Source organism: Paenibacillus sp. VTT E-133291 (assembly GCF_002264395.1).
Taxonomy (GTDB): Bacteria; Bacillota; Bacilli; order Paenibacillales; family Paenibacillaceae; genus Paenibacillus_AQ; species Paenibacillus_AQ nitricinens.
On record NZ_NFVA01000001.1, the window covers coordinates 187,132 to 213,538 of the forward strand.

Here is a 26,407-nt window from a genome sequence, read left to right on the forward strand (position 1 = left end):
CGTCACTTATAGTGTCACTGAAAAGTCACTTTGGAGAGATATACTTAATCCATTGACAAAATGGAGGGAATTGTGGAGACATTATGGGAGTGAAATTACGAAAAATCCTTAGTATAGGAACTATTCTTTACACGCTTTTAATTTTATATTTTTTGTTTTTTGCTTTCAACAGAGTTGCGCATCAATACAGTGAGTATGGGTATACGTTCATGTGGATTCCAGAAGATGTTCCGCTGCTTTTCCCCAACCTTTCTGACCTATCCTTTTCTTGGATTTATAATTTGGGGAATGTCGTTGCATTTATTCCATTTGGGATACTAATCCCATTATTGTATCCTACATCTTTTAAAAAGTTTATCTTCATGTTTATCGTTAGCATTTTCGTACTGGAAACTCTTCAATCTTTAACTTTTCTAGGTACATTTGATGTAAGTGATATCATATCCAATACTTTAGGGGCTACCATCGGATATTGTGCCTATAGGATAGGATTTATTACAACAATCACTTGGAGATCACTAGTTAAATCGGCGTTAACTGTTGTTGTTCTATTGATAGCAATCATGGGGATCTCTGAGATCATTGATTTTACTTTGGAGAAAAAGGAAGGCGTTATCCATGGACTTCAGGAGGTGAAAGAACTTACTGGAAATATGCCTATCACGCAAGATCTTCCCAGTTTAACAATCACAGGTAAGACCATAAACCCGAAAATGAACTTGTATAGCAGTGAAGGTGAGGAAACTCATCAATACAAATACATTTTGGGGGATAAAAAAGAGATATTGTTGTATCTTAACTTTGCTTTCCCTGTCAAAGATGATTCTAGCAGTGAACTAATTATTGTAGCTGATGATAACGTAATCTTTCAAACGGCTGAACAATATAGTCCGGATATTGAGCTTATAAATACTTCGTTAATTACCGTAAACGAATTAACCATTATCCTGAAAGGGAATGTGAAGTTATGGGATGTTGGTTTTAGTGAAATGAAACACTGGTGGGAATAAGAAATAACCCTTCGTTAATTTATTTAACGGAGGGTTTATTTTGTAGCCTATCCCTTATACATATTCCGATATACCGCCGGGGTGAGGTTCTCGAACCTTTTGAATATTTTAATAAAATAGCCCGTATCACAGAATCCTAAATCATCGCTCACTTGATGAATGGGGGCTTCGGTGGACTCCAGCAACTGTTTAGCCCATTCAATCTTGAGTCTGGCAACGAAGAGGGAGAAATTCTCACCTGTTTCTTTGGTGAATATGCGGCTGAAATAACTGGGGCTGATATGACAAAGCTTGGCCATCTCTTTTAGATTAAAATTTTCATTCTTGTGCGCATAGATGTAATCAAACGCAGGCTGAAGTACAGTATTTGAAGCGACGAGCCTTTGAGCTCCATTTTTCAATTTGGTCTCAATGAGCGCCCCTGACAACTCTTGCTGAAGAGACTGGATTTTGCGATAGGCCAGGTCTGTCTCTTCAACAGTTTCTGCGGAAGCAGATGTATCCATATCTGTGGTCAGCACTCTTTTGTACAAATCGACGGTAGTACGCTTCTGGATCGCTTCTTCCACGATGTAGGTACTTAACTGAAGTAGTAGGTCCACGCACTTCGTTACTTCATCGTAGGATAAGACAGGAAGTGCCTCGTAATCCTCTTTGAGTGCTTGAAACTTCAGGTTCGACTCAACATTAGGGGGTCTAGATACAATCTGCTCCAGATGTGACACGTCAGGTTCACGAAGCTTGAGCTGTCCGGCCATAATTGCTCCCAGATATTGATCGTCAATAATAATGGGTATGGCAATATCAATAATATTGAAATGGCATAAATAAATATAAGGCTTGTTCTGGCGAACAGCTTCAATGCCGGCACGGGCATCACATTTTTGACAGTAGGGAGAGAGAGTAGAATCTTGGCGCACGCCTTGGCAGAAAGGCTGACAGAAGCTGTGCTTAGTCACGGGAACCCCTTTATAATCTACGGTAAGAATCGCCATTTTAGTCACGAGCGACAGAGAGTCCTGTAGTTTCTCCCATTTCTTCAAATCAATTATTTCTTCTAAATTAAATCGAGATTTGGACATCACGATAATCTCCTAGGAAAGTTATAGAAACATAATGAACATTATAGCGAATTTTTGTGCAAAAGGACAAGATAATACAATTTATTAATGAGAAGACAAAAAAACTCGATAAGAAAACGCTTTAATCTGATCTTATTGTTTCATGCATACCGAAATAGAGCAATCTATAATAATAACTATATACAACCTAGGAGGAATGAAAATGAGAAGAGCGTTTATCAGTCCGACGAAATATGTACAAGGTGAGAATGAACTTTTGAATTTAGGTTATTTTGTAAAAACATTCGGGGATTCTGCACTACTCATTGCCCATCCAGATGATGTTACACGTGTGAAAGATAAATTGGAGTCAACTAAACAGAAATTTAATATAACGCTTGTTGAAAGTGGCTTCCAAGGGGAATGCTCAAGACAAGAAGTCGCAAGATTACAAGCTCTAGCCAAGGAACATCAATGTGCATGTACGATTGGTTTGGGTGGAGGTAAGGCAATTGATACGGCAAAATGCGTAGCAGAAGGAGAAGTATTGATCATCGTTCCGACGATAGCAGCTACGGATGCACCAACCAGTCATTCCGCCGTCCTCTATACTCCTGAAGGGGAATTTGATGATTATGCTTACTTCAAGCAAAGTCCGAGTGTAGTCATGATCGACACCACAGTGATCGCCAAAGCACCGACAAGATTTCTTGTTGCAGGGATGGGAGATGCACTCTCCACTTATTTTGAAGCAAGAGCTACAGCAAATTCTTATTCTAACGTAAATGCCGGCTTACCTTGCGGAGTTCGTGAAGGAGTATGTGGGGAAGCTAAGGGGACAATTACCGCGCTAGGTCTTGCCAGACTATGCTATGACACTTTACTTGAAAATGGCTTCAAGGCGAAACAAGCCTGCGATCTGAATATCGTAACTCCAGCCTTGGAGAATATCGTTGAAACGAATATTCTGTTATCTGGATTAGGCTTTGAAAGCGGAGGTTTGGCTGCGATTCATGCGATTCATAATGGTTTAACAGCTTTAGAAGGAACACATCATTATTATCATGGTGAGAAGGTAGCCTTCAGTACAATTGCTCAGTTAGTGCTTGAGAATGCGGATCGTACTGAATTAAGAGAAGTATTGGACTTCTGTCTGTCGATTGGTCTTCCCGTGTGCCTAGCGGATATTGGAGTGGAGCAAGTCACTTACGAAGAACTTCTTGAGGTGGCTAAAAAAGCTTGTATTGCTGAGGAATCCATTCATTCCATGCCGTTCCCAATTTCAGAGGAGGCGGTTGCATCAGCCATTATGGCTGCCGACCAATTAGGCCGTCAATATAAATTAAGTAAGGAGCTTTAAGATGAAGAAAATTATGAACAAACCGGAAACGTTAGTCCGGGAAATGTGCAATGGACTTGTCTTGGCGCATCCTGAGCTGGATTTCAACGATAAATTCAAAGTGATTTCTAAAAAAGAAATCAACAACAATAAAGTTACTTTAATTAGCGGTGGCGGAAGTGGACATGAACCGGCCCATGCCGGGTTCGTAGGCAGCGGTATGCTGGATGCAGCCGTGTGTGGCGATGTGTTTGCATCTCCATCTCAGATTCAAGTCTATCAAGCGATCCGCCGTTCTGCGAGCCAAAAGGGAACGCTGCTTATTATTAAGAACTACAGCGGCGATATCATGAACTTTAAAAATGCAGCCCATCTTGCAAGTGAAGATGGCATACAAGTGGAATATGTCAAAGTAGACGATGACATTGCCGTTGAAGACAGTCTCTATACCGTAGGGAAACGAGGGGTGGCCGGAACTGTTCTAGTTCATAAAGTAGCCGGGGCTGCGGCAGAAGCAGGACTGTCCCTGTCGGAAGTGAAAGAAGCAGCACAGCATGCGATTGATCATGTTCGGACTATCGGCTTCGCTTTCACGTCTTGCACCGTTCCTGCCAAAGGTACCCCGACGTTTCATATCGAAGAGGATGAGATGGAGTACGGAGTCGGAATTCACGGTGAACCTGGAATACGCAGGGAAAAAGCCGTATCAGCGGATGAACTGGCGCAGCGAATGGTTACGTCCTTGCTAAGCAACTTGCAAATGAACGATGAGTCGCAGCAAGAGGTTGCTGTTCTGATCAATGGATTTGGTGGAACACCACTGCAAGAGCTTTATTTGTTGAATAATTCTGTGATCCGTGAATTGACGGCGAAGAATAAGCAAGTGTTTAAAGTATTTGTCGGCAACTATATGACCAGCATCGATATGGCTGGCGCATCAGTGTCGATTATGAAGCTGGATGAGACGTTGAAGAAATGGTTGTCTGCTCCGTGCGATACACCGGCATTGTCGGTTAAAGGTCCATTTGAACCTGTGAACTATACAGAGATCATCAAGGAAGAGAAAGCAGACAGCACAGTATCCTTTAAGAATAATACGGATGCTGAAGCAGCGGTGATTAAGAATAACCAGTTTTCCTTGCAAAATATCGTCTATTTGATCGATCAAATGAGTGAGCTCATTATCGAGAATGAGGTGCCTTTCTGTGAGCTAGACGCCCACGCCGGTGATGGTGATTTCGGGATGAGCGTAGCCAAAGGCTTCAAGCAGTTAAAAGTAGAATGGGAAGACATTCTAGCGCATCATCTTAACAATATCGGTGACTTCCTTGATGCGTGTTCATTGATCATTATGGAGCATTGTGGTGGAGCTTCAGGACCGATCTGGGGATCGGGCTTCCGTGCAGCAAGTAAGTCTGCACAGCAGAAGCAGGAGGTGTCCATTCAGGAGTTTGCGGATATGATGCAGGCTGTTGTTAAAGGGATTCAGGATACGGGTGAAAGATCTTTCGGTAGGGGTGCTGTCGTTGGTGACAAGACCTTGATTGATGCGCTCGTTCCGTTCGCGGATGCTTGGACCCATAGTGCAGAGCAAGGTGAAGATATCAAGGTGGCAGCAATCAAAGCAGCAGAAGCGGCGGTGCTCGGTGCCCGGAAGACTTCCGATATCGTCGCCCGTATGGGAAGAGCAGGTACAGTAGGCGAACGCAGCATTGGTTATCCGGATGCGGGAGCTTACGCGCTTGGAGTTATTTTCACAGAGCTAGCTAAAGCGATGAAATAAGAGATGAAAGAAGCTGAATCCGAAGCTGGATGATGCAACGAAAGTTAAAAGCCGATGGAATAGAAATGGACACCCCCGTATCCTTTAGGATGAGGGGGTGTTTGTATTGTCCGTTGCAGTTTAGCTAATGTCTCGAATATAATGATCTAAATGATAATCGTTATCATTTAATAAATGAATAAAGGTGATCTTCTCATGATAAAACACTTTACTGGGGTTTCAGTGTACCGCGGATCTGCTGTGGGTATAACTTAATGTCAAAAAAATCAATCCATAATATCTATAACGGGTACTTTAATGATTTGTTTGAGACTCCGGCTATAAGGGACACCACAGAGCGAATGCATTTCTCACAACCTAGTGACCATGGATACGTCGATAGGGTTATCACACCTTCCGGGATTGAAATTGTTGATAGTAATTACCGTTTCACTGAGGATCGTTTAGTCCGTGTTCAATCCGAAGCAGCTATGATTGAGCTAAGCTTTTGTCTACAGGGCAGCGGAGAAGTTCATGTAACAGGCAACAGTCACGAGTTGGTGCCCGACAGTTGTTCATTGCAGCTCATGCGAGATTTCCACGCCGAATTCCACTATCGCAGTGCAGAGCCCATCCGTTTACTGTCCATTGGTGTGCCGGTAGCACTGTTCGATTCGTGGATGCTGGAGCAAGAATCTACACATTCTTGCAGTTTATCCGGGCTGTTAAATACACAATCTTTTCGGATGTTCCGTATGCCGATTCTTCCAGAGACCTCCCGGTTATTGGTTCAATTGAGGGATTGCCCCTATCATATCTCGATGCGTCGGTTGTACGTAGAAGGTAAGGCATTAGAACTCCTTTCCGCCTATTTTGGCGCTTTTCTTTTTGAACAGAATCGTTCCAAACGCAGCTTGCATTTATCTCGCAGTGACCGAGAAAGCATTCGGAGAGCCAGGGAAATTATCCTTGAGCAAATGGCATACCCTCCTTCGCTCATTGAACTATCCAAGCTGGCGGGGATTAACGAATACAAATTAAAAGTTGGTTTTAAGGAAGAGTACGGTACGACTGTATTTGCCTATTTACGGAACAAGCGTTTAGAAAAAGCATGGGAAATCATGCGTTCTGGGGACAGTAGTGTTAGTCAAACAGCGACGATGGTAGGTTACAACAACTTTAGCCATTTTGCGGAGGCCTTTCGGAAGCAGTATGGAATAAATCCTTCTGAAATCATAAAAAAACGTTAGAAAACCAATAAATATCCGCCAAACCGTTATTCAATCCCTCTGCCGGTAGTACAGCCTATCAGCAGAGTGTATGATCGGACTTGCTAATAGTGAGAATGATTATCAATAGATTGGAGAGGGTTGGAAAAATGTTCAGTTTAAAACGTATCTCTTTTGTCGCAATTGCCTTATTCATGATGGTGATGTTGTACGGATGTGGGAATTCAGGGCAGGAGACTCAAGGAGAAAACGCTCCACCTGCGGTGAAATCTGAACCCGTCGCTACGAATTCTTCCGGAACACGTACCATTAAGGACGCCAAGGGAGATGTTGAAATACCGGTAAACCCGGTTAGAATTGCCGATGTATCTGGCTCAACCGAAGAACTTTTGGAGCTTGGATATAGACCTGTGATTACTGGGAATACAGATATGGCTAATTCACTGGAAATCACACCTATTCTAAAAAAAGAACTGCCGGATGTAACTCCCGCTGGATGGTTTCAAACGGAAGTGAACTTGGAAGCGATCATTGCAGCAAATCCCGATTTAATACTGGCAGGGCCTACGCAAGAGAAAATCTATGATCAACTAAATATGATTGCTCCAACAGTAAGGGTACCTTATGGCTTTAATGCTTTTAGAGAGCGCTTTGCTTTTGTTGCCGAGGTACTTGATAAGAAAATGGAAATGGATGAGTGGCTGAAAGCCTATGACCAACGCGCTCAACAGCTGCATGATCAAATCACAGAGATTACCAAAGAAGAGACGTTTGCAGTAATCGAAGCTACAGAGAAAGAAATCCGGATCTATTCACGCACAGGTATTGCTGATATGATTTTTAATGATCTTGGATTAATCATCGCGCCAGGTACACCTGAACCAGACCCATGGGGAGGAAAAGTAACAAGTCTAGAAGCACTATCTACCTTTAATCCAGACCATATCATTTTATTATCTGATAATGACCAGAATGTTCTTGATCAAAGTAAGGTCTGGAGCAGCCTAAAAGCTGTGAAATCGAATAATATCTATCGCATGACTAGCAGACAAAACTACAATGAAGCTTTCTTTGCATTAGGGAAAGAGGCATTGCTGGAACAAATCGCTGAGCAAATCAAGGAACATATCAACAAGTAAAGCAATTCTATAAAAAAATGAGTCGCTTCAAGACACTGATTCTAAACTGGATCAGTGTTTTTTAGTTTGAGAAGGACTGAAATATGAAGGTTTTTTCATGAAAATCAAAAAGTTTTTATAAGCTGTACGATTCGCTGGAAGTCAGAACTTGGATGCTGATTGTCGTAAATTTGATTTTTGGTGTATTGTTGATTAATCTGATTGGTGCGCCTATCATGGAATTGATTATGAAAAATAGCACCAAGTAAACAACAATAAATTATTGAAAAGAAGAGGGAAGCTTTATGCAAAGGATTCAAAATTCTAAGATGTATTTTATATTTATTCACATATTTTTGTTGATCTTATTGTGTACCTCGATGTATGCCTATTCTCCATGGATTCGTACTAAAGTGAAGGAAATTCTCGAGCCTGCGGACAAAGTCTATACCATTGCTCACCGTGGTGCTTCGGGATATGCTCCTGAGAATACTTTACCTGCATTCGAACTAGCTATTGATATGGAGACCGATTATATTGAATTAGATATTCAGTTAACTAAGGATCGTGTTCCTGTTGTTATTCACGATGAAACTATTAATCGCACGACAAATGGAACGGGTTATGTTAAGAATTATACCTTAGAGCAGCTTTCGAAATTAGACGCTGGCTCTTGGTTTAACAAACAGTATCCCATGTTTGCCAGGGATCAATATGCTGGAATACGTATTCCGACTTTAGAAGAGGTATTTGAAAGGTTTGGAAAAGAAGTAGACTATATGATTGAGATTAAAGATCCCGCTTCGAATCCGAATATTGAAACTATATTAAACGAACAAATTGAAAAATATAATCTGTCTGATCATGTTTCCGTACATTCATTTAGTGAGGCGAGTTTACGTAGGCTTCATTCGATTAACCCGGAGATTCCGCTTTATCAAATTATCTGGTATAATATTCCGGTTTATAAAGTACCAGAATCTTTCATCAATCGGGTGAAAACTTATGCGGTTGGTATTAGCCCTAACTTTCAAAGAATAAATTCATCCTATGTCGCACAGATGAAAAATGCTGGTCTAAAGGTGTTTCCGTACACAGTGAATTATCAAGTGAATATGGACAAAGCCGTGGTTTGGGGTGTAGACGGGGTACATACCAACTTTCCTGACCGTTTTAATGAAGTGATTAAGAATAATAAGAAATGAGGAGTTAAAAAAACGAGATTTCAACTATCGGAAATTCATATGCCGAATACATCGATTTCAGAGACAGGATACCATGTTTTTGAATTTACGTCTTTAAAAAACACTTGAATTGTATAGGTGCCTTTTGTATTAAACGAATAAGTAAATTCGTTAGTTTTGAACCAAAAGTTTTCTTCACTCTTCTTAATTTGTTGATTATCGATAGTTTCTGTTTTGTCAGCGGGATCAGTGATTGTAAGTTTTATATCTGAAATTTCTGTTTTTAAATGATCCACTTGTAATAAGGTTGAAAAGGCAAACCGTGCAGGGCTTTTTACCTTACCGAAAATCTCTCCATTGTTATCAAGCAATACCATGTTCACATTTGGCTTGTAGATTCGAACCGATTTACTTGTTTCATCTAAAGTGATTAAAGCAAACAAATTTTTAGAGAGCTGTTCAACAGGTAAGAGAATGTCTCCCTCGGATATTACTGCTGCCTGTTTTTGTACCACATTATTGAAATATAATGAAACTTCAGATGGGTTCGATGCGGCATAAATCATTGTTCCCGGTAGAATCATTATGCCAAGTGCTAATATAGTCAGTTTAATTATTTTTCTCAATGAAATCTCCTCCTATATTTTCATTATGTTAATTATACCCATAAGATGGAAGATAGTTTCTTTTATGCAATTAATAAAATAAAAGAGAAGGTCAGACGAGGGGACTACCCTCTCCTGACCTTTTTGATGTTAAAATTAAGGAGCGATAGCAAGTAGAAGACGGCTTCCTTTGTTCACCCTAACTAGAACCCTCTCACACTGCTTGGGGGTACTTTTCTATGTTTTTTGAAAGTCCGGCTGAAATAGTAGATATCACTGAAGCCAGTAGTGGTAGCGATTTCAGAAATCGTCAATTGGCTATGCCTTAATAAATAATCTGCACGGTCTAAACGGACAGCATTTATATATTCCGATATCGTATGACCAGTTAATTCCTTGAAGAGACGGCTGAAATGGAACCGGCTTAGCCCTGTTAGTGCCGCAAGTTCGTCAACTTGAATGGGTTCCTGGTAATGGGTATCGATATAACGTAAAACAGGTGCGAAGCGTTCAACGGTTTGAATACGTCTTTCTTGCTCAGCCTGTGAGAGCACGGTGACGATATGTCTGCGCAATAACAGCGTTAGCAGGCGGTATAGCTCGGACTTGACGGCCAGCTCATATCCAAATTCGCGAAGTTCTAGCTCCCGAATAATCGCCAGCGCACAGTCAGTAATGTGCTGATCCCCACGGATATGATTACGTAACAGCAGCTGGTTCTGCTGAATCGGGGCGATGAACTTGGTTTCGGCAGCGTCGCTAACCGCACTATGCAGCAAAGAAGTATCTGCAATAATCGCATAATACAATAAATCAGAAGATGCACTGACCCCATAATGCAGCTCGTTGCTGTTCACAGCAACTAAATCACCAGCCCGTACGTTGATCGGTGTTCGTCCGCATTCAAAAACAGCCTCACCGCTTTCAATAAATAGAAACTCAAGATGCTCATGCCAATGATGCGGGAACAACAAAACTCCCTCTTGGTTGAAGCGCTGGGTATGTACTTTAATCGGAAACTCGGGATCTGGCATGTCCATGGGTTCCTGTAGATGTTTATCATAGTCCAACATTTATTGAATGCACCTCCTATAGCACAATTGTACAAATGAAACCGCAAGGCTCTGCATGGTGTTTAGGGTTGAAATCATTATAATACGAATCATAACCTATGCAAAATAAAGGAGAGAGTATTAATGGATATGATCAAAATTGGCGTAATAGGAACCGGCTCTATCTCCGGCATGCACTTAAGTTCTTATCGGAATAATCCGCAGACAACCATATATGCGGTTTGTGACCTGAATGAAGAGCGTGCACGAGCTGTTGCTACTGAGTATAACGTGGAAAACGTATACACGGATTATCGTGAATTGCTGGCTAACTCCGAAATAGATGCCGTCAACATCTGCACATGGAACAACTCTCATGCTGAGATCAGCATCGCGGCACTTGAGGCAGGCAAGCATGTACTTGTGGAAAAGCCGCTTTGCCGCACGGTTGAAGAAGCGCTTCTGGTTCAGCAGGCAGTGGAAAAGAGCGGAAAAATTTTGCAAGTAGGCTTTGTACGGCGTTATGACTCTAATGCCCAGCTACTTCAGACATTGGTGGAGCAAGGAGAATTCGGCGAAATCTACTATGCGAAGGCAACAACGTTCCGGAGACTTGGTAATCCCGGAGGCTGGTTCAGTGATATTGAACGCTCCGGCGGAGGACCATTGATTGATATCGGCGTCCATGTGATCGATCTATGCTGGTATTTGATGGGCCGTCCGAATCCAGTATCAGTCAGTGCCAATACCTACCGGAAGCTCGGCAATCGTTCTAATATCAAGAATCTTTCTTTTTATAAAGCCGCTGATTACGACGCAGCGAACAATACGGTAGAAGATTTAGCAAATGCACTAATTCGCTTTGAGAATGGAGCTTCGCTGATGGTTGATGTTAGCTTTACACTGCATGCCAAAGAAGACGAGCGCTCGGTGCGCCTGTACGGTGACAAGGGCGGGTTTGAAATTGATCCTGAGATAGTCATCGTCAAAGAACAGTCGGATACGATCGTCAATACCTACCCGCAGACCGATCATAAGGGGTTTGAGTTCAACAGTGCATTCCAGAATGAGATTAATCATTTTGCGAACAACATCAGCAACGGCTCTACACCGATTAGTCCTGTGCAGGACGGCGTTACAATCATGAAGATTCTCGGCGCGATCTATGAATCCGCTGCCAAAGGCGAAGAGGTGAAACTATGAAGCTAGGAATCAGTACCTACAGTTTGCATTCAGCTTATTCAACGGGTGAGCTTACGCTTGAAGGAGTGATTGAGACGATCGCCGATCTGGGTGCGGAGCATGCGGAGATTGTACCCTTGGGCATCAATTTGGTTGAGAATCCTGAGCTAATTGATCAGATTGTACGAACGGCAGCAGGTCGTGGACTAGAGTTGTCTAATTATGCTATCGGGGCGAATTTTTCCGGGCTGGAGGCAGTGGAAAGAAAGCGGGAAGTCGAGCGGGTAAAGCGGGAAGTAGACGTCTGTGCGGCATTAGGCATTCAGCGGATGAGGCATGATGTAGCCTCGTCAAATGATCTATCAATTACGCACTTTTTGGAAGAGCTTCCAGATTTGGCTGAAGCCTGTCGAGAAATTGCTGATTATGCCGCAGGTTTGGGCATCACGACCAGTGTGGAGAATCATGGCTACTTTATTCAGCACAGCGATCGTGTACAGGCGTTGGTTCACGCAGTAGGAAGAGATAACTTCCGTACAACACTCGACATTGGTAACTTCCTGTGCGCCGATGAGAATCCGCTTATTGCTGTGACTAACAATATTAAGCTTGCTTCGATGGTACATTTCAAAGATTTCTATATTCGTCCGCAGGATCGCCAGCCTGGCGAAGGCTGGTTCCAGTCTACTGGTGGGAACTGGTTGAGGGGTGCCATCGTTGGTCAAGGAGACATTGACATGCCGAGTGTCATTCGAACCGTTAAGGAAAGCGGTTACGACGGATATATCTCTGTAGAATTTGAGGGAATGGAAGAGTGCCGTAAGGGGACGAGACTTGGGTTGGAATACATCAAGCGTGTTTGGAACCAAATCTAATTCATTTTAAAGGAGGATTATTGCAATGGTTAAACCAATTATCACTAACAAAATCGGCGTTATCGTAGACAGTTTTCAGGTCGGAGTAAAAGAGGGTTTGCGCAAGGCAAAAGAAGCAGGGGCTGATGGCGTTCAGATTTACGCGGTGCAAGGTGAATTTGATCCCGCTAACCTATCTCCGTCAGCACGCCGTGAATGGAAGGAATACATCGCTTCACTGGGTCTCGAAATCTCTGCCCTCGTTGGAGATTTAGGCGGACATGGCTTTCAGGACCCTGCACAGAACCATGCCAAAATCGAAAAGTCCAAACGCATTATGGAGCTGGCCAAGGAGCTAGGTACAGATATAGTCACTACACACATCGGTATTGTTCCCTCTGACAACAACAGTAAAATTTATGAAACCATGCACATCGCCTGTGAGGAACTAAGCAGATACGCGCATGAGATGAATTCTTACTTTGCGATTGAGACTGGGCCAGAACCCGCTGCTCGTCTGAAGACGTTCCTCGACGGTTTGGGTTCCAAAGGGGTTTCTGTTAATTTTGATCCGGCCAACATGGTGATGGTGACTGGTGATGATCCCGTGCAAGGTGTTCATACACTAAAAGACTACATTGTACACACCCATGCTAAAGATGGTCTCAAACTTGCCGATATCGATCCGCGCGATGTTTACGGTCAATATGGTTATGAAGCACCCGCATTAGACCATGAGAAGATAGCTGAAATGGCCGACACCGGCACAGCTTTTCGTGAAGTTCCGCTCGGAGCGGGCTCTGTTGACTGGAACAACTATCTGCAAGCGCTGAACGACATCGGTTATACAGGATTCCTGACCATAGAACGGGAAGTTGGCACTAATCCAGAGGAAGATATCCGTCAGGCTGTGAATTTTTTAAAGGGCTTTCGGGTCTGAACACGTAGTGATAAAGATTAAATAGTTCTTCCAGCCTTTGGGATAAAAGAGAAGCTGCCTTACAGGAAAACAGGCCTGTACGGTGGCTTTTTGCAACTTTATCCACTATTTGACGTTAAAGAAGAGAGAATACGAAGGGGGAGCCTATATGAAAAGGATAAATCTACTAGCCCTTTTAGCAGTCATTTCAGTAATCATTGTTGGATGTATCAATACAGGGAATAAGGATAAAGCGAATCAAACAATGATCGATCTAAGCGCTGTTCATTCCATAACAATTCAGAACGACAGCGGTGAATCGATGACCATAACGGACAATAATTTAATAGAACAATTCAATGAAACTATACATACTGCTGAGTATGACAGCGCTAAGCTTGATATTGCTACACCTGATTATGAAGCCATTGTTGAAATGAAGAATAAAGAAAACGCAAAATTCTCATTCTGGATCTCTGGCGAGAATAATGGTCTTATCACCAAATCTGGACAAAATGGGCATTACAAGTTGCCGGAAACAGAAAAAGCAGTATTGCTTCACTTATTTCAATCAAATGATCAACAAGCAGAAACCGATAATCTAAAGATCGATGAGGACATTAAGCGAATTACAATAGCGGACTCTCTAGCACATGGTTCTGTGAATGCTAACATAAAGGAAGAATACATAGATCATGAAACCATAGAAATTTTCGTCCGAGCCATCCGTAACGCTGTACAAATACCAGGGAATTTAAATACCGCAACGCCTAACTACGATATTGTTCTAATTTCAGATAATAATAAATATGCCTTTCATTTATGGATTAACGAATCAAGCGAGCAAGGCATGTTAATGAATGTGAATGAGACGAGCACAGGCTACACGCTTACTAAGGAATCAACTGCCGAGTTAAAAAAAATTACGTTTATGGATTCAACATTTAAGGGGCTGGAGTTTAATGCAGTACGGAGCTCAAATGGAGATCTGGTGGCTAAACCAATGGGCATATCCGAAAATAACTATATATTAAACGGTGGAGCAGTAGTTGAGCTGCAGGGAATCACATACCACACCATTCATTTTTTCTATGGAGATCACAATGCAATCAATGCTTTGCTAGCCCATGATCCTGCTACGGATGAGGTTAAGGTGAAATGGAGCGATGAGCTGAACGATTCCAATAATCGTTGGAACAATGCCTTTATGAACAACTATAATATGCTAATCCCGTTGGACGGGGATCATCTATTATTTCTGGAATCGGATCTGACGAAAGAAGCTGGGGAATATCATTTGTCCTCATACAATGTTGTTACAGGAAAAATCGAACGTCTTCGGGAAGACTTTTGGCCGCTTTCTGATGATTATGATTACATTTATAAATTTCAATGGAAAGCTGATGAGCAAAAATTGTTTATGCAGAGTTACCTCGGTAATGTATGGATCTTTGATCTGAAGAAAGGACAGGACGATGTCCATCTTCTGAAATATCGCGTAATCCCTCATTCGACGACTGGGGCGCCATCCCTATTTCTTTCACCAACCTTTAAGAGATTTGTACATGATGATGAGAGCGGGCAATTAACCTTTTACGATAATAAAGGAGCTTCGCTACATACTGTACCGTTACCACAAGAGCGATATGTACCTTCTGAGAAAATAAAGTGGAACCCGGCGGGCACGATTGCTTGGATGGATACAGCAGAGGTCAACCAAAACCGAATCCATGACATCGATATCGATTATTTGAAAATAGCTCCACAAATAATTAATTTTTATAATCAGGATGGGCTTCCCATCTGCACTATTATGACTGAAAGCGACCATGAAGATGCAGCGGTTGAAGTTGTAGGATGGATGGATGCTAATATAGCCGTGATGAAGTCCTATTCTGTAGAACTTTTGTACAAGGATACTATAGGGCTGAAGGTTAAGAATGTTTCTTATTATCTCTATGATGTAAAAAAGAAGCAGAGGGGGGCCAGCATTTCGTCCATCCCCTCCAGCGCAACCGTTACGCCAGATCATCAAATGAGCGATGCCGATAATGAAAGGAATATTACTGTGAGTTTTAAAGAAATTACCTATAAAAAAGGAAATTAATTGAGCCTCGGAAGCTCGCTGCAATGATCACATAAGATCATTGGGAAGCTTCCCGAGGCTTCTTTTTTATAATTTCAAGACAATGCTTAAGAATACGTTATATTCATCGGGTTAGTCTGTACCCGAATTTTATAATTAGCCTGCTGTAGTTCGGGCGGAAGTCAGTAGGTCTAGCCGGAAACCCTGTACCAGGGTTTTGCCGTTCATAAGATCGGTCTCATACGCCCGTTTGAAGCCTAAGCGATAGTAGAGCTTAATTGCTGAAGCCATCATTTCTGAGGTATGCAGATTCAAAGTGGTGGCACCCAACTCGCGAGATCTCCTTGCAGCTTCGTCAATTAGATGGGTTGCAACACCGAGACCGCGAGCGGATGGGGATACGGCAAGTAAGCGCAGGATAGGGGAGTGAATGCCTAGCTCAGGTTTACCGTATGCCGTTTCCGAGGAGCTGAACAAGAGTGCGCTACCAATGATTTTCTTGTCGATTTCAGCGATGATCCGCACGATCGGGGCATCGCCATGGACAGATTCAAGAAGTGATTTCCGGTAAGCTAGCCACAACGGCTCGGGCATGATCTCGGAATATTGGTGGTAAGCGTCCAGTATCACTTCAGCGATGGCATCGCGGTCCTTATTCTCAGCTTCACGGATAATAATCTTTTGTGACATATTCTCGGGATCCCCTTTCAGTCCAATGTATTAGTTCATAAGAATGAAGTCATTATAAACTATAATTCCGAGTTATATAAGGGGTATTTTATAATTTTGATATATGAATAGAAAAGCTCTATATGAAATAAACATAACGTTTGATTCAAAATCCGATTGATTTACACGGAATTTAAGTTGACAAAAAATGGGGACGTGAATAAGATATAAACAAAATCTATAGGAAAGCATCGTCATATTTCATTGTTTTTACATCGGAATAGTAAAGTTAATATTAGTTTAGGGGGATTAGGGATGAACATTGAAAATATTGAGGCTTTTGTCTACATCAACCATTATGGAAGCTTCAATAAAGCGGCCGAAGTCCTATATATCTCTCAGCCGACAGTTACGGCACGGATTCAATCGCTCGAAAGAGAATTGGATTGCAGAGTGTTTGATCGGTTAGGTAAGCAGATTAGCCTAACGGATAAAGGAAAGCAATTTCTTCCCTATGCCCAGCAGATTCTTCAGATCTATCAGAACGGTAAATATCAGGTGCAGGCCAAGGGGCATATTCCAAATGAACTGAGGATCGGCAGTACTGTTTCGGTTTCCAATTATTTAATGCCGCATCTGATGCTTCATTTGAAGCGCAGGTATCCGCATATCACGATTAAGCTGACGACAGCTTCTACGGAAGTATTGATTGATAAGCTGAAATCGAAAGAGCTAGATCTGGCTTTTATCCGTAAGGTCGTAAATCCGGCCATTCAAGCTTTTCCTTTCTGCGAAGATCCCATCTCTCTGTATGTACAGGAGGGACATCGCTTAGCTAAGGTACAACGCGCTTCGCTGGAGGATATCCGTCAGGAGACGTTGGTCTTTTTTGAATGCGGGTCTTTGGATTGGATGCGGCTGCATCGTGTATTTGAGAGCATGGAACAGCCGCCGAAGATTGAATATCAGGTGGATAACCTGGAGACAGCCAAGAAGCTGGTGTTGAAAAAAGCAGGCATCTGTTTCCTTCCGGCACTTAGTGTGCAAGAGGAAGTAGCGGCAGGGACGTTAGTACGGGTGGATATTGCGGAGACGGAAGGCATCTCCTTACGAACCAGCCTGATTTCATTAAATGGGGAGAACGCTGAATTCATAGAAACTCTTCTTGAACTCGGTATTGGTAAAACAGGAGATCGACTAATTGTATAGATGTATTAAAAAACTCTATTAGCGCATGGTCACATGCAGTGATAAAGTTAATTGCATATAATGTTGACTATTTCTATAGGAATTATAAATTTAATTTTGGAAGGATGGAGGGCTTGCGATGAGTGAGACATACAGATTGGCAGAACTGAAAGATGCGGAGAATTTACTAGAGGTTACATATCGTGCGTATGAGCTGATTCGCGAGCTCGGGCTGCATTGGCCGGCGGCTACAGCTGACTTGGCACTTATTGAAGACAATATTGCTACGAATGAGTGTTATGTGCTGGAAGTTGATGGAACGATAGTTGCGACGATAACACTTTCAAAAGAAGAAGAGATGAAGAAGATTAGCCCACTGCCTTTTATTAAATGGTTTGCTGCTCATCCGGATTACAGTAACAGAGGTTATGGTGGAAAGCTTCTGAATTGGGTGGAAGAGCACATTATTGCTGGACAATTGGGTTCGGCTGCGGTCACGCTGGCAACGGCGAAGAAGCACCCATGGTTAGTTCAAATGTATGAACGCCGGGGGTATGAACGGTTTCTGGAACTGGATCAGCAGAATGGTGACGGCATTATGTATCTGATGAAAAAAACACTCATAAATAAACCACAATTCATTCAAAGGGGATAGAACAATGAAAAAGTCCATTTCATTAGTAATTGCATCGTTATTGACACTGGCGATAGCAGGTTGCGGAAATAACAGCACGAACAGCAGCCAGAATGGAAATGCAGCCGAAGCTTCGGCAACGGCAAATGGTTCGACAAAGGTAACTAAGGTGATCGTAGGCACGGGTACTGCTTTTCCGAAGGTCTGCTTCATAGATGAGAACGGCAAGCTTACAGGCTTCGATGTGGAACTGCTCAAAGAAATCGATAAGCAGCTGCCTGAATATGAATTCGAGTTTCAAACCATGGATTTCAGCAATTTACTGCTGAGTCTGGAAACTAAAAAAATCGACCTGGTTGCTCATGTCATGGAGAAAAATCCGGAGCGGGAGTTGAAATATTCTTTTAACAAAGAAGCCTATGCCCACTGGAGAAACCGCATCGTAGTGGCGAAGGATAATGACTCGATCCAATCACTGGATGATCTCAAAGGAAAAAAGGTGTTAGTCGGTGCGACAAGCGCACAAGCGCAAATTCTGGAGAACTACAATAAAGAGCATGACAATGCGATTAATATCGTGTATCAGAACGGTGCAGCGAATGATACCGTCGCACAGATTAGTACTGGGCGTGTGGACGCTACGCTAGCTGCAGATTTTGTACTCCCGATCATTGATCCGCAGAGTCAGCTAAAAGCAACGGGCGACGAGCTGTCCTCTGCGGACATTCTCTATGTTTTCCGTAAGGATGATGCCGATTCACAAAAGCTGTCAGATGCGATTGACAGTGCGATTAAAGAGCTGGAGACGGATGGAACACTGGGTAAGCTGAGCACGGAATGGCTGGGTGCGGATGTTACAGCGGATTCGGTTAAATGATTGAGCCGGTGAGCACGGGAAGGGAGGGAATATATGGGCGCACAGTTTGATATCAGTTTTGTATTTTCGTTTTTGCCTAAGCTGCTAGGGACTTTAAGCACCACGCTTCTGATTGTCGCCTGTTCTCTACTGACAGGAATTATTGTCGGCTTTCTCGTAGCTCTGCCAAGACTTTATAAAGTGCCTGTGTTAAAGACCCTCTCCGAAATCTATATTTCTTTTTTTCGGGGAACTCCGATTCTTATCCAGCTCTTCTTGTTTTATTATGGTCTGCCTGAAATCATGAAGCTGGTCCATGTGGATATGACCCGAACTCCAGTACTTGTCTTTGTGATTCTAACCTACGGTCTGCATACGGGAGCCTACATGTCCGAAATGATTAGGGCTTCTGTGATGGCGGTGGATAAGGGGCAAGTGGAGGCTGCATATGCTGCGGGGATGACGGGATTTCAAGCTTTTACACGAATCGTGCTGCCCCAAGCGCTAGGTATAGCAGTTCCTGTATTCTCCAATCTAGTAATTGCACTACTGAAAGATACGTCATTAGCTTTTACTCTCGGCGTGATGGAAATGACAGGTAAAGCTCAGACGCTTGGCAGCTTAACACAGCATTTTATTGAAACCTATATCGCGCTTGCGCTTATCTATCTGGTCATCAGCTTTACGATTGAGAAGCTGCTGCTTGTAGCAGAACACCATCTGCTACGGCATGAAAAGCGAAATACGCCTGACAAAAAATTGTTTAAAATTAACAAAAACTGGTCCTACCGACGCATTATTGCAGAATTGGGACCGGGCAAAGGAGGCACCGGATTATGAAATTGGACCCATCGTTTATATGGACTGCGCTGGTACAAATTCTGAGTGCAATTCCTACGACCTTATATATTACGGTTGTCTCTGTATGGATTGGTTTTGTGATTGGAGTGGCTGTAGCCTTGATCCGGCTTTACAGAGTTCCACTGCTGCATCCGCTGGCCGTCGGTTATGTTACATTCATCCGCGGGACACCGATGCTGACGCATCTGCTGCTTATATATTTTGGGCTTCCTGTGCTGATTGATGGTCTGGCGGCTCATTTCGGCTGGAGCTTTAGGTCGGTTTCGATTCCGATGATCGGTTTTGCTTATATTTCGTTCTCGATTACTGCTGGAGCTTATATGTCCGAGGTCGTCCGTTCCGGTCTGCTCGCTGTGGATCGTGGTCAGCTAGAAGCGGCCCACTCTATCGGTATGACAACGCCCCAAGCACTAAAGCGGATTGTTTTTCCTCAAGCGCTGGCGGCAAGTCTGCCTAATCTTTCGAATTCAGTTATCGGTATGCTGCACGGATCTACCCTTGCTTTTACGGTTTCGGTGGTGGATATCAATGCTAAGGCACAGATAGTGGCTTCAACGAACTGGAAGTTTTTTGAGGCATATCTGGCGGCAGCGCTGATCTTCTGGGCACTAACGTTTCTGATCGAACGTGTGACGTCGGTCATTGAGAAAAGGATTAATCTTTACAATCGAGGTGGAGTAGCATGATTAAACTTGCGCAAATTTCGAAGTCATTCGGTCGGAATCAGGTGTTAAACAATATAGATTTAACAGTGACGAAGGGGGAGGTTGTCGTCATTCTCGGTCCCAGTGGCTCAGGCAAAACGACTCTCTTACGCTGCGTGAATTATCTGGAGAGACCAAGCAGCGGAGAGATCGCCATTGGCGATTTCAAAGTGAACTGCAGACACGCCCGAAAAAAGGAGATTCATCAACTTAGGCAAAAAACGGCAATGGTATTTCAGCAGTACAATTTGTTCCGTCATAAAACTGCGCTGGAGAACGTGATGGAAGGGCTGTTAATTGTCAAAAAGCTTCCGAAGGACGAAGCGAGAAAGCGGAGTATAGCACTGCTTGAAAAGGTAGGTCTTGCCAGCAAGCTGGACGCTTACCCGAGTCAGCTGTCCGGGGGTCAGCAGCAGCGCGTAGGGATTGCCCGAGCCTTGGCGCTTGAGCCAGAGGTTATCTTGTTCGACGAACCCACATCGGCGCTGGACCCTGAGCTAGTGGGTGAGGTGCTGGCTGTTATCCGGAAAATTGCCAAGGAAGGCATCACGATGATTGTAGTCACCCATGAAATGGGGTTTGCTCGTGATGTGGCGAATCATGTAGTTTTTATGGACGGAGGCGTCATTGTTGAAGAAGGAACGCCGACAGAGCTGTTTAATCATCCGCGCGAAGAAAGAACGAAGCAGTTCCTGAAGCGAATCACACCTGAATTTAACTATTCCATATAGGAGGAAAAACAATGGCTATTACAATCAGCGTACTCGATCAAAGTCCGATCTATCCGGGAGAAACGCCAGAGGAAGCATTCCAGCATACGATCAAGCTGGCTCAACTGTCCGAGGAGCTTGGATTCCGTCGATTCTGGGTTTCGGAGCATCATGACTCCGAGCAGGTGGCCGGTTCTTCTCCAGAAGTACTCATCGCACATCTGTTGGCCAAAACAGAGCGCATCCGCATTGGCTCCGGTGGCATCATGCTCCAGCATTACAGCCCGTACAAGGTGGCGGAGAACTTTAATGTGTTGGCTACACTTGCTCCTAGCCGAGTGGATCTCGGAGTGGGACGCGCTCCCGGCGGTCTCCCGCGCAGCACACAAGCGCTTCAGCAGGAAAGAACCGAATCCCCTAGCCTAACGGACAAAATCATCGAGCTGGAGAAATATGTGCATAACCGGCTCGAAGAAAACCACCCGCTGGCTGGGTTGAAGGCAGGTCCCCTTCCTGGTATTCCGCCTGAGCTGTATGTGCTTGGCGCGAGTGTAGGCAGTGCAGAGATTGCTGCTGAACTTGGATTACCTTATGTGTTCTCCCTATTTATTAATAGCGATAAGACAGTAGCGCTAGATGCTATTCGTGCTTACCGCAGCGGTTTTGTTTCTTCACAGGGCAGACAACCGCAAGCAATTATCGCTTTAGCACTAGTGGTGGCTGAGACCGAAGAGGAAGCGAAAGAACTGGCGGGCGCACATAAGTTGATTCGGATTCAGCTGGCAAGCGGGAAGAAGCTAACCGTTGGAACCCGGGAACAGGCGGAGGAGTTTGCCCGCCAGAGCAATGAAGCCTACACGATTGAAGAGCTGGAACCAGAGATTACCAAAGGAACAAAGAACTCTGTACGTGAACAGCTGTTGGCACTTTCAGAGGCATCCGGTATTGAGGAGTTCATCATAACTACGAATGTGCAGCCTTTTGACAAAAGGTATCGCTCCTTTGAGCTACTGAGCGAAGCAATCGCTGAAGTGCCGGCAGAGGCATGAGCCGGCGGATCAGGATCACACAGGAAATCGTTTAAAGGAGGGTGACTGTATATGACTAGTAAAGCTAAAGAGCGGAGTGCGGAAGCGCTTGGAGAAGAATTAATCGGGATACGCCGTCATCTGCACCGGCACCCGGAACTGTCCAACGAAGAATATGAGACAACAAAATATATTATTTTCCTGCTGGAGCGGACAGGAGTCAGGATCATAGATTACGGTCTGTCTACCGGAGTGATCGCAGAAATTGGGGGCAAGCAGCCCGGTCCGGTCATCGCGCTGCGCGCAGATATCGATGCCTTGCCAATCCAGGAGGAAACCGGAGCAGCTTATGCTTCGTTGTATCCCGGCAAAATGCATGCCTGCGGACATGATTTTCATACAGCTGCCTTGATCGGTGCCGCCTATCAATTGAAGCAACGCGAGGATCAGTTACCAGGAACGGTACGCCTGTTGTTTCAACCGGCCGAAGAGAAGGCGCAAGGGGCACAGCGGCTCATTGCTAGCGGGGCGCTAGAAGAAGTCCGGGCAGTAATCGGGCTGCATAACAAACCGGAACTGCCAGTCGGAACGATCGGTATTACGGCGGGCCCTCTAATGGCAGCGGCTGACGGGTTTGTGATTGAAGTGCAGGGTGGCAGTTCTCATGCTGCCGTTCCAGAAGCGGGGATAGACCCGATTGTAGCTGCTTCGCATATCGTGACCGCATTTCAATCCATTGTAAGTCGTAATGTCAGTCCCCTACAAAGTGCGGTGGTCAGTGTGACGCAGATTCACAGCGGAAATTCATGGAATATCATCCCCGAAAAAGCCGTGCTTGAGGGTACAATCCGTACCTTTGATGAAACGGTGCGCAGCAAAGTACTTGACCGCTTTCGGGAAGTGGCGACTGGTGTGGCAGCTGCTCTTGGAGCAAAAGCCACTGTCCGCTGGATCGAAGGGCCGCCTCCGGTTATCAACGACGCCGCCTTAGCAGCGTTAGGAATAGAGTCGGCTGAAGCTCTTGGCTACCGGACGGTCAAACCAGAGCTTTCATTGGCCGGAGAGGATTTTGCCTTCTATCAGCGCGTTGTACCGGGATTGTTCGTCTTTATAGGTACTGAAGGAAGCCAAGAATGGCATCATCCAGCCTTCAATTTGGATGAACAGGCACTTCCTGTGGCAGCACATTTCCTTGCGGATGCAGCTGTACGTTCCCTTGAGTACTACAATTCCGGTGGAAGTGCAGAATTATAGCTGAACATAAAAGTTACGATGTAATTATCGTAGGCGCAGGCTCGATGGGCCTGAGTGCTGGTTACAATCTTGCGAGGCGTGGAGTGAAGACGCTGCTAGTTGATGCCTTCGATCCTCCACATACACAGGGCAGCCATCACGGGGAATCCCGGCTGATCCGGCATGCCTACAGTGGTGATCCGGCCTACATTGATTTAGCTTTGCGGGCAGATACACTATGGAAAGAAGCGGAACAGTTGAGCGGAACAGAACTGCTTGTCCGCTCAGGCGTATTGAATCTCGTAGACAGCACAGTGTATTCCTTCAACGGTCGTCTCGAAGAAGCGAAGAAACGGAAGGTGCACGTACAGCATTTGGATGCCGAAGAGATCCGGCGGCGCTGGCCAGCACTGAACATACCGGAATCATTCGCGGCAATGTATGAACCAGATGCCGGGTATTTGTACAGCGAACGCTGTATTTCCGCCTACCGTCAGCTTGCCCTTGGACATGGTGCGGAACTGTTGACGAACTCTCCAGTAGTGAATGTCACCGCTCGCGAAGGCAGCGTTTCAGTTCATACGACAAATGGCGATTATCACGGAGCGGCAGCTATTCTTAGTGCAGGAGCTTGGTTTGGCAAATTTGCACCTTTTGTACATTTGCCGATTAAAGCAATCCGCCAAAGTTGTGGGCTGGTTTGAGAGCTCCCCTGCTTTTACTGCTGGTAATTTCCCTGGCTTTACGTTAGGAGCAGAGGAGGGTGGCTATTACGGATTACCCAGCATTGATGGAGCTGGGCTAAAGATAGGCCGCCACGATACAGGGCTGGAATGGAAGCCGGGTTCACCGCTTGCCCCGTTCGGCAGTGAAGCCAGCGATGAGGGTGACCTCCGCAAGGTACTGGAGTCTTACATGCCCGGTGCAGCTGGTCGATTGCTAAAAGGTTCTGCATGTAAATATGAGCATACGCCTGATGAAGATTTCATTATAGACTGCCATCCGCTTCATTCCAATGTGCTGATAGCTGGAGGGTTTTCGGGGCATGGTTTTAAGTTTTCTAGTGTTGTGGGTGAAATACTGGCTGACTTAGCGATCGGCGGAGCTACAACTCATAACATCCTGCCTTTTTCGTTATCTCGTTTCGCACCACCGGATCATTCGCGAACAAGTCTTATATTGGAGGGGATTTAATGAGCAGAGTTCAAATCAGTGATTATCTAAAGACGTATCATCAATTGGTAAAGTCGACCGCAGGGTTAACAGAGGAACAGCTGAAATGGAAGGCAGAACCCGCCAGTTGGAGTGTGACTGAGGTATTGACTCATCTGGCTGACCACAGCATCGTAGTTTCGTTCCGCATTCGTGATATTTTAGCGGCTACGACTGCACAGCTTCCGGTCTTCAATCAGGATGCTTGGGTCAGCGGTCAGTACGCCAACAGCGGCAATGCTTCCGACAATTTGGAGCTGTTCCGCAGCCTGCTTTACTATAACAGCCTTTTGTTTGAACGGCTTAGCGAAGAAGATTGGGAGAAAAGCGGAATTAATTTCAAGGGGGAGACTGTGAAAATTTCCGATATCGTGCGCGGCTTCACTGCACATGTGGAGAGACATCTTGGCCAGATCGAACGAATCAAACAGGGCGCAGCTAATGCATCGTTTGTGCAATGATTGCTTCCGAAGTCAGTTTTTCATGAATTGAAATCTAAGAAGCGTATGCTCACAAAACTTTTAGGAGGAATGAACATGACCAAACCAAGACAACTGAAGCTGGGTGCACTGCTGCATGGGGTAGGAGGCAGCACGTCGATGTGGCGCCATCCAGATGCCAAACCAGATGCCAGTGTAAACTTTGAATTATACAAAGAGTGGGTACAGAAGGCAGAAGAAGGCAAGTTGGATCTGATCTTCATCGCAGACGGTCTGTACATTAATGAAAAGTCCATTCCTCATTTCCTTAACCGGTTTGAGCCGCTGACCATTCTTAGCGCACTCGCAGCCGTCAGCACTAACATCGGTTTAGTTGGTACCCTGTCTACTTCGTACAGTGAACCATTTACCGTAGCGCGTCAATTCGGCTCACTGGATGTAATCAGCGGCGGCCGGGCCGGCTGGAATGTGGTGACTTCACCTCTGGAAGGATCTGCGTCAAATTACAGCAAAAAAGAACATCCTGACCATGGCAAGCGCTACCGCATTGCTACCGAATATTTGCAGGTGGCGCGCGGATTATGGGATTCTTGGGAGGATGATGCGTTTGTACGCAACAAGGAGTCAGGTGTATTCTTTGATCCGCAAAAAATGCATACCCTGGACCATCAAGGAGAGTTCTTCTCTGTGAAGGGACCGCTGAATATTGCTCGTTCGAAACAGGGGCAGCCAGTCGTATTTCAGGCAGGATCCTCGGAAGTCGGTAAAAATTACGCCTCCAAGGAAGCAGATGCTATCTTCACTGGACACGAAACGCTAGAAGATGCCCAAGCATTCTACAACGATGTTAAGACACGGGTAGCTTCGTTTGACCGGAATCCGGAGGAGGTGCTGATCTTCCCTGGAATCGCTCCAATCATCGGTGACACACCGGAGGAGGCAGAGCGCAAATACCAGGAGATTGCTGGCCTTGTAACGATTGAGAATGCACTGAACTACTTAGGCAGATTCTTCGAGCATCATGATTTCTCGCAATATCCGCTGGATGAGCCCTTTCCTGAGCTTGGCGAGCTCGGACGTAATAGCTTTCAGAGCGGAACGGATAAAATCAAAAAGGATGCGAAGGAGAGAGGCTTGACACTTCGGCAGGTCGCCTTGCAATCAGCTACTCCACGCAGCAGCTTCATTGGAACACCGGAACAAGTAGCTGATCAGATTCAAACTTGGTTTGAGAGTGGTGGGGCAGATGGATTTATGATCGCGGCTGCCGTCCCTAACGGACTGGAGGAATTCATCGATCGGGTGGTACCGATTCTGCAGGAGCGGGGTTTGTTCCGCACTGAATACGAAAGTGGCACGCTGCGTGGAAACCTCGGCATTCCGTTGCCGGAGAACCGCTATTCCAAAGCTTCTCAGCCAGCAGGGCAAATTTGACGGTTGATCCAGTATTCGCAATCCACCAAAACTCAAA

26 protein-coding genes are annotated in these 26,407 nt (G+C 44.7%); 22 read left to right on the forward strand and 4 right to left on the reverse strand.

The window, feature by feature from the left end; translation table 11 throughout:
* Positions 1 to 83 precede the first annotated feature (83 nt).
* Entirely contained in the window at positions 84 to 1,010 is a 927-nt protein-coding gene (locus tag CA598_RS00780) for a VanZ family protein (RefSeq protein WP_094874967.1), read from the forward strand.
* 47 nt (positions 1,011 to 1,057) lie between these two features.
* Here the strand turns inward: CA598_RS00780 and CA598_RS00785 are convergent, their stop codons facing one another.
* The gene (locus CA598_RS00785) at positions 1,058 to 2,092 is read right to left on the reverse strand and encodes a PocR ligand-binding domain-containing protein (RefSeq protein ID WP_094874968.1); all 1,035 of its coding nucleotides are present in this window, start codon (positions 2,090 to 2,092) and stop codon (positions 1,058 to 1,060) included.
* A gap of 202 nt (positions 2,093 to 2,294) precedes the next feature.
* Here CA598_RS00785 and CA598_RS00790 point away from each other — a divergent pair, with 202 nt between their 5' ends.
* From CA598_RS00790 to CA598_RS00810, 5 genes are all read left to right on the forward strand, one after another.
* Positions 2,295 to 3,431 carry a glycerol dehydrogenase gene (locus CA598_RS00790; RefSeq protein WP_094874969.1) on the forward strand — a complete coding sequence of 379 codons (1,137 nt, stop codon included), beginning with the start codon at positions 2,295 to 2,297 and terminating at the stop codon, positions 3,429 to 3,431.
* A gap of 1 nt (position 3,432) precedes the next feature.
* Positions 3,433 to 5,193 (forward strand): dihydroxyacetone kinase subunit DhaK, encoded by a 1,761-nt coding sequence (gene dhaK / locus CA598_RS00795; RefSeq protein ID WP_094874970.1) that lies wholly within the window; start codon positions 3,433 to 3,435, stop codon positions 5,191 to 5,193.
* Between the two features lie 254 nt (positions 5,194 to 5,447).
* Positions 5,448 to 6,422, forward strand: coding sequence for a helix-turn-helix domain-containing protein (locus CA598_RS00800; protein WP_094874971.1), 975 nt, complete (start codon positions 5,448 to 5,450; stop codon positions 6,420 to 6,422).
* Between the two features lie 128 nt (positions 6,423 to 6,550).
* Positions 6,551 to 7,540, forward strand: coding sequence for an ABC transporter substrate-binding protein (locus tag CA598_RS00805; protein WP_094874972.1), 990 nt, complete (start codon positions 6,551 to 6,553; stop codon positions 7,538 to 7,540).
* Positions 7,541 to 7,824: 284 nt separating this feature from the next.
* Positions 7,825 to 8,724: a glycerophosphodiester phosphodiesterase gene (locus CA598_RS00810; protein ID WP_094874973.1), complete on the forward strand. Its 900-nt coding sequence runs from the start codon at positions 7,825 to 7,827 to the stop codon at positions 8,722 to 8,724.
* Positions 8,725 to 8,759: 35 nt separating this feature from the next.
* Here the strand turns inward: CA598_RS00810 and CA598_RS00815 are convergent, their stop codons facing one another.
* Positions 8,760 to 9,329 (reverse strand): hypothetical protein, encoded by a 570-nt coding sequence (locus CA598_RS00815; RefSeq protein ID WP_094869039.1) that lies wholly within the window; start codon positions 9,327 to 9,329, stop codon positions 8,760 to 8,762.
* A gap of 182 nt (positions 9,330 to 9,511) precedes the next feature.
* Positions 9,512 to 10,381 carry a helix-turn-helix domain-containing protein gene (locus CA598_RS00820; protein WP_094874974.1) on the reverse strand — a complete coding sequence of 290 codons (870 nt, stop codon included), beginning with the start codon at positions 10,379 to 10,381 and terminating at the stop codon, positions 9,512 to 9,514.
* A 123-nt stretch (positions 10,382 to 10,504) separates the two neighbouring features.
* On the opposite strand from CA598_RS00820, the gene CA598_RS00825 reads away from it, so the two are divergent.
* The 4 genes from CA598_RS00825 (at position 10,505) to CA598_RS00840 (ending at position 15,422) form a co-directional block, all read left to right on the forward strand.
* Positions 10,505 to 11,563, forward strand: a complete 1,059-nt coding sequence (locus tag CA598_RS00825) for a Gfo/Idh/MocA family protein (RefSeq protein WP_094874975.1) — start codon at positions 10,505 to 10,507, stop codon at positions 11,561 to 11,563.
* A complete protein-coding gene (locus CA598_RS00830) occupies positions 11,560 to 12,417 on the forward strand; it encodes a sugar phosphate isomerase/epimerase family protein (RefSeq protein ID WP_094874976.1) in 858 nt (285 codons plus the stop codon). Before CA598_RS00825 ends, CA598_RS00830 begins: the two co-directional genes overlap by 4 nt.
* A 25-nt stretch (positions 12,418 to 12,442) precedes the next feature.
* Positions 12,443 to 13,336 (forward strand): sugar phosphate isomerase/epimerase family protein, encoded by an 894-nt coding sequence (locus CA598_RS00835; protein ID WP_094874977.1) that lies wholly within the window; start codon positions 12,443 to 12,445, stop codon positions 13,334 to 13,336.
* Between the two features lie 148 nt (positions 13,337 to 13,484).
* The gene (locus tag CA598_RS00840; protein ID WP_094874978.1) at positions 13,485 to 15,422 is read left to right on the forward strand and encodes a YhfM domain-containing protein; all 1,938 of its coding nucleotides are present in this window, start codon (positions 13,485 to 13,487) and stop codon (positions 15,420 to 15,422) included.
* A gap of 135 nt (positions 15,423 to 15,557) precedes the next feature.
* Here CA598_RS00840 and CA598_RS00845 read toward each other — a convergent pair whose 3' ends face one another.
* A complete protein-coding gene (locus tag CA598_RS00845) occupies positions 15,558 to 16,091 on the reverse strand; it encodes a GNAT family N-acetyltransferase (protein WP_094874979.1) in 534 nt (177 codons plus the stop codon).
* Between the two features lie 294 nt (positions 16,092 to 16,385).
* On the opposite strand from CA598_RS00845, the gene CA598_RS00850 reads away from it, so the two are divergent.
* From CA598_RS00850 to CA598_RS00900, 12 genes are all read left to right on the forward strand, one after another.
* The gene (locus CA598_RS00850; RefSeq protein WP_094874980.1) at positions 16,386 to 17,279 is read left to right on the forward strand and encodes a LysR family transcriptional regulator; all 894 of its coding nucleotides are present in this window, start codon (positions 16,386 to 16,388) and stop codon (positions 17,277 to 17,279) included.
* Between the two features lie 118 nt (positions 17,280 to 17,397).
* Positions 17,398 to 17,913 (forward strand): GNAT family N-acetyltransferase, encoded by a 516-nt coding sequence (locus CA598_RS00855; RefSeq protein ID WP_094874981.1) that lies wholly within the window; start codon positions 17,398 to 17,400, stop codon positions 17,911 to 17,913.
* Positions 17,914 to 17,917: 4 nt separating this feature from the next.
* Positions 17,918 to 18,769 carry a transporter substrate-binding domain-containing protein gene (locus CA598_RS00860; RefSeq protein WP_094874982.1) on the forward strand — a complete coding sequence of 284 codons (852 nt, stop codon included), beginning with the start codon at positions 17,918 to 17,920 and terminating at the stop codon, positions 18,767 to 18,769.
* A gap of 33 nt (positions 18,770 to 18,802) precedes the next feature.
* Positions 18,803 to 19,588: an amino acid ABC transporter permease gene (locus CA598_RS00865; RefSeq protein ID WP_094874983.1), complete on the forward strand. Its 786-nt coding sequence runs from the start codon at positions 18,803 to 18,805 to the stop codon at positions 19,586 to 19,588.
* The gene (locus CA598_RS00870) at positions 19,585 to 20,295 is read left to right on the forward strand and encodes an amino acid ABC transporter permease (protein WP_094869028.1); all 711 of its coding nucleotides are present in this window, start codon (positions 19,585 to 19,587) and stop codon (positions 20,293 to 20,295) included. The genes CA598_RS00865 and CA598_RS00870 overlap by 4 nt, the downstream gene beginning before the upstream one ends.
* Positions 20,292 to 21,044, forward strand: a complete 753-nt coding sequence (locus CA598_RS00875) for an amino acid ABC transporter ATP-binding protein (protein ID WP_094874984.1) — start codon at positions 20,292 to 20,294, stop codon at positions 21,042 to 21,044. The genes CA598_RS00870 and CA598_RS00875 overlap by 4 nt, the downstream gene beginning before the upstream one ends.
* 11 nt (positions 21,045 to 21,055) lie before the next feature.
* Positions 21,056 to 22,072: an LLM class flavin-dependent oxidoreductase gene (locus CA598_RS00880; RefSeq protein WP_094874985.1), complete on the forward strand. Its 1,017-nt coding sequence runs from the start codon at positions 21,056 to 21,058 to the stop codon at positions 22,070 to 22,072.
* Positions 22,073 to 22,123: 51 nt separating this feature from the next.
* Entirely contained in the window at positions 22,124 to 23,305 is a 1,182-nt protein-coding gene (locus CA598_RS00885; protein ID WP_094874986.1) for an amidohydrolase, read from the forward strand.
* Between the two features lie 44 nt (positions 23,306 to 23,349).
* Complete coding sequence (locus CA598_RS33305) at positions 23,350 to 23,988, forward strand: FAD-dependent oxidoreductase (protein WP_306440442.1); 639 nt, start codon at positions 23,350 to 23,352, stop codon at positions 23,986 to 23,988.
* Positions 23,921 to 24,478: an FAD-dependent oxidoreductase gene (locus tag CA598_RS33310; protein ID WP_306440443.1), complete on the forward strand. Its 558-nt coding sequence runs from the start codon at positions 23,921 to 23,923 to the stop codon at positions 24,476 to 24,478. Before CA598_RS33305 ends, CA598_RS33310 begins: the two co-directional genes overlap by 68 nt.
* Entirely contained in the window at positions 24,478 to 24,957 is a 480-nt protein-coding gene (locus CA598_RS00895; protein ID WP_094869024.1) for a DinB family protein, read from the forward strand. The genes CA598_RS33310 and CA598_RS00895 overlap by 1 nt, the downstream gene beginning before the upstream one ends.
* A gap of 75 nt (positions 24,958 to 25,032) precedes the next feature.
* A complete protein-coding gene (locus CA598_RS00900) occupies positions 25,033 to 26,370 on the forward strand; it encodes an LLM class flavin-dependent oxidoreductase (protein WP_094874987.1) in 1,338 nt (445 codons plus the stop codon).
* The last annotated feature ends 37 nt before the right edge of the window (positions 26,371 to 26,407 follow it).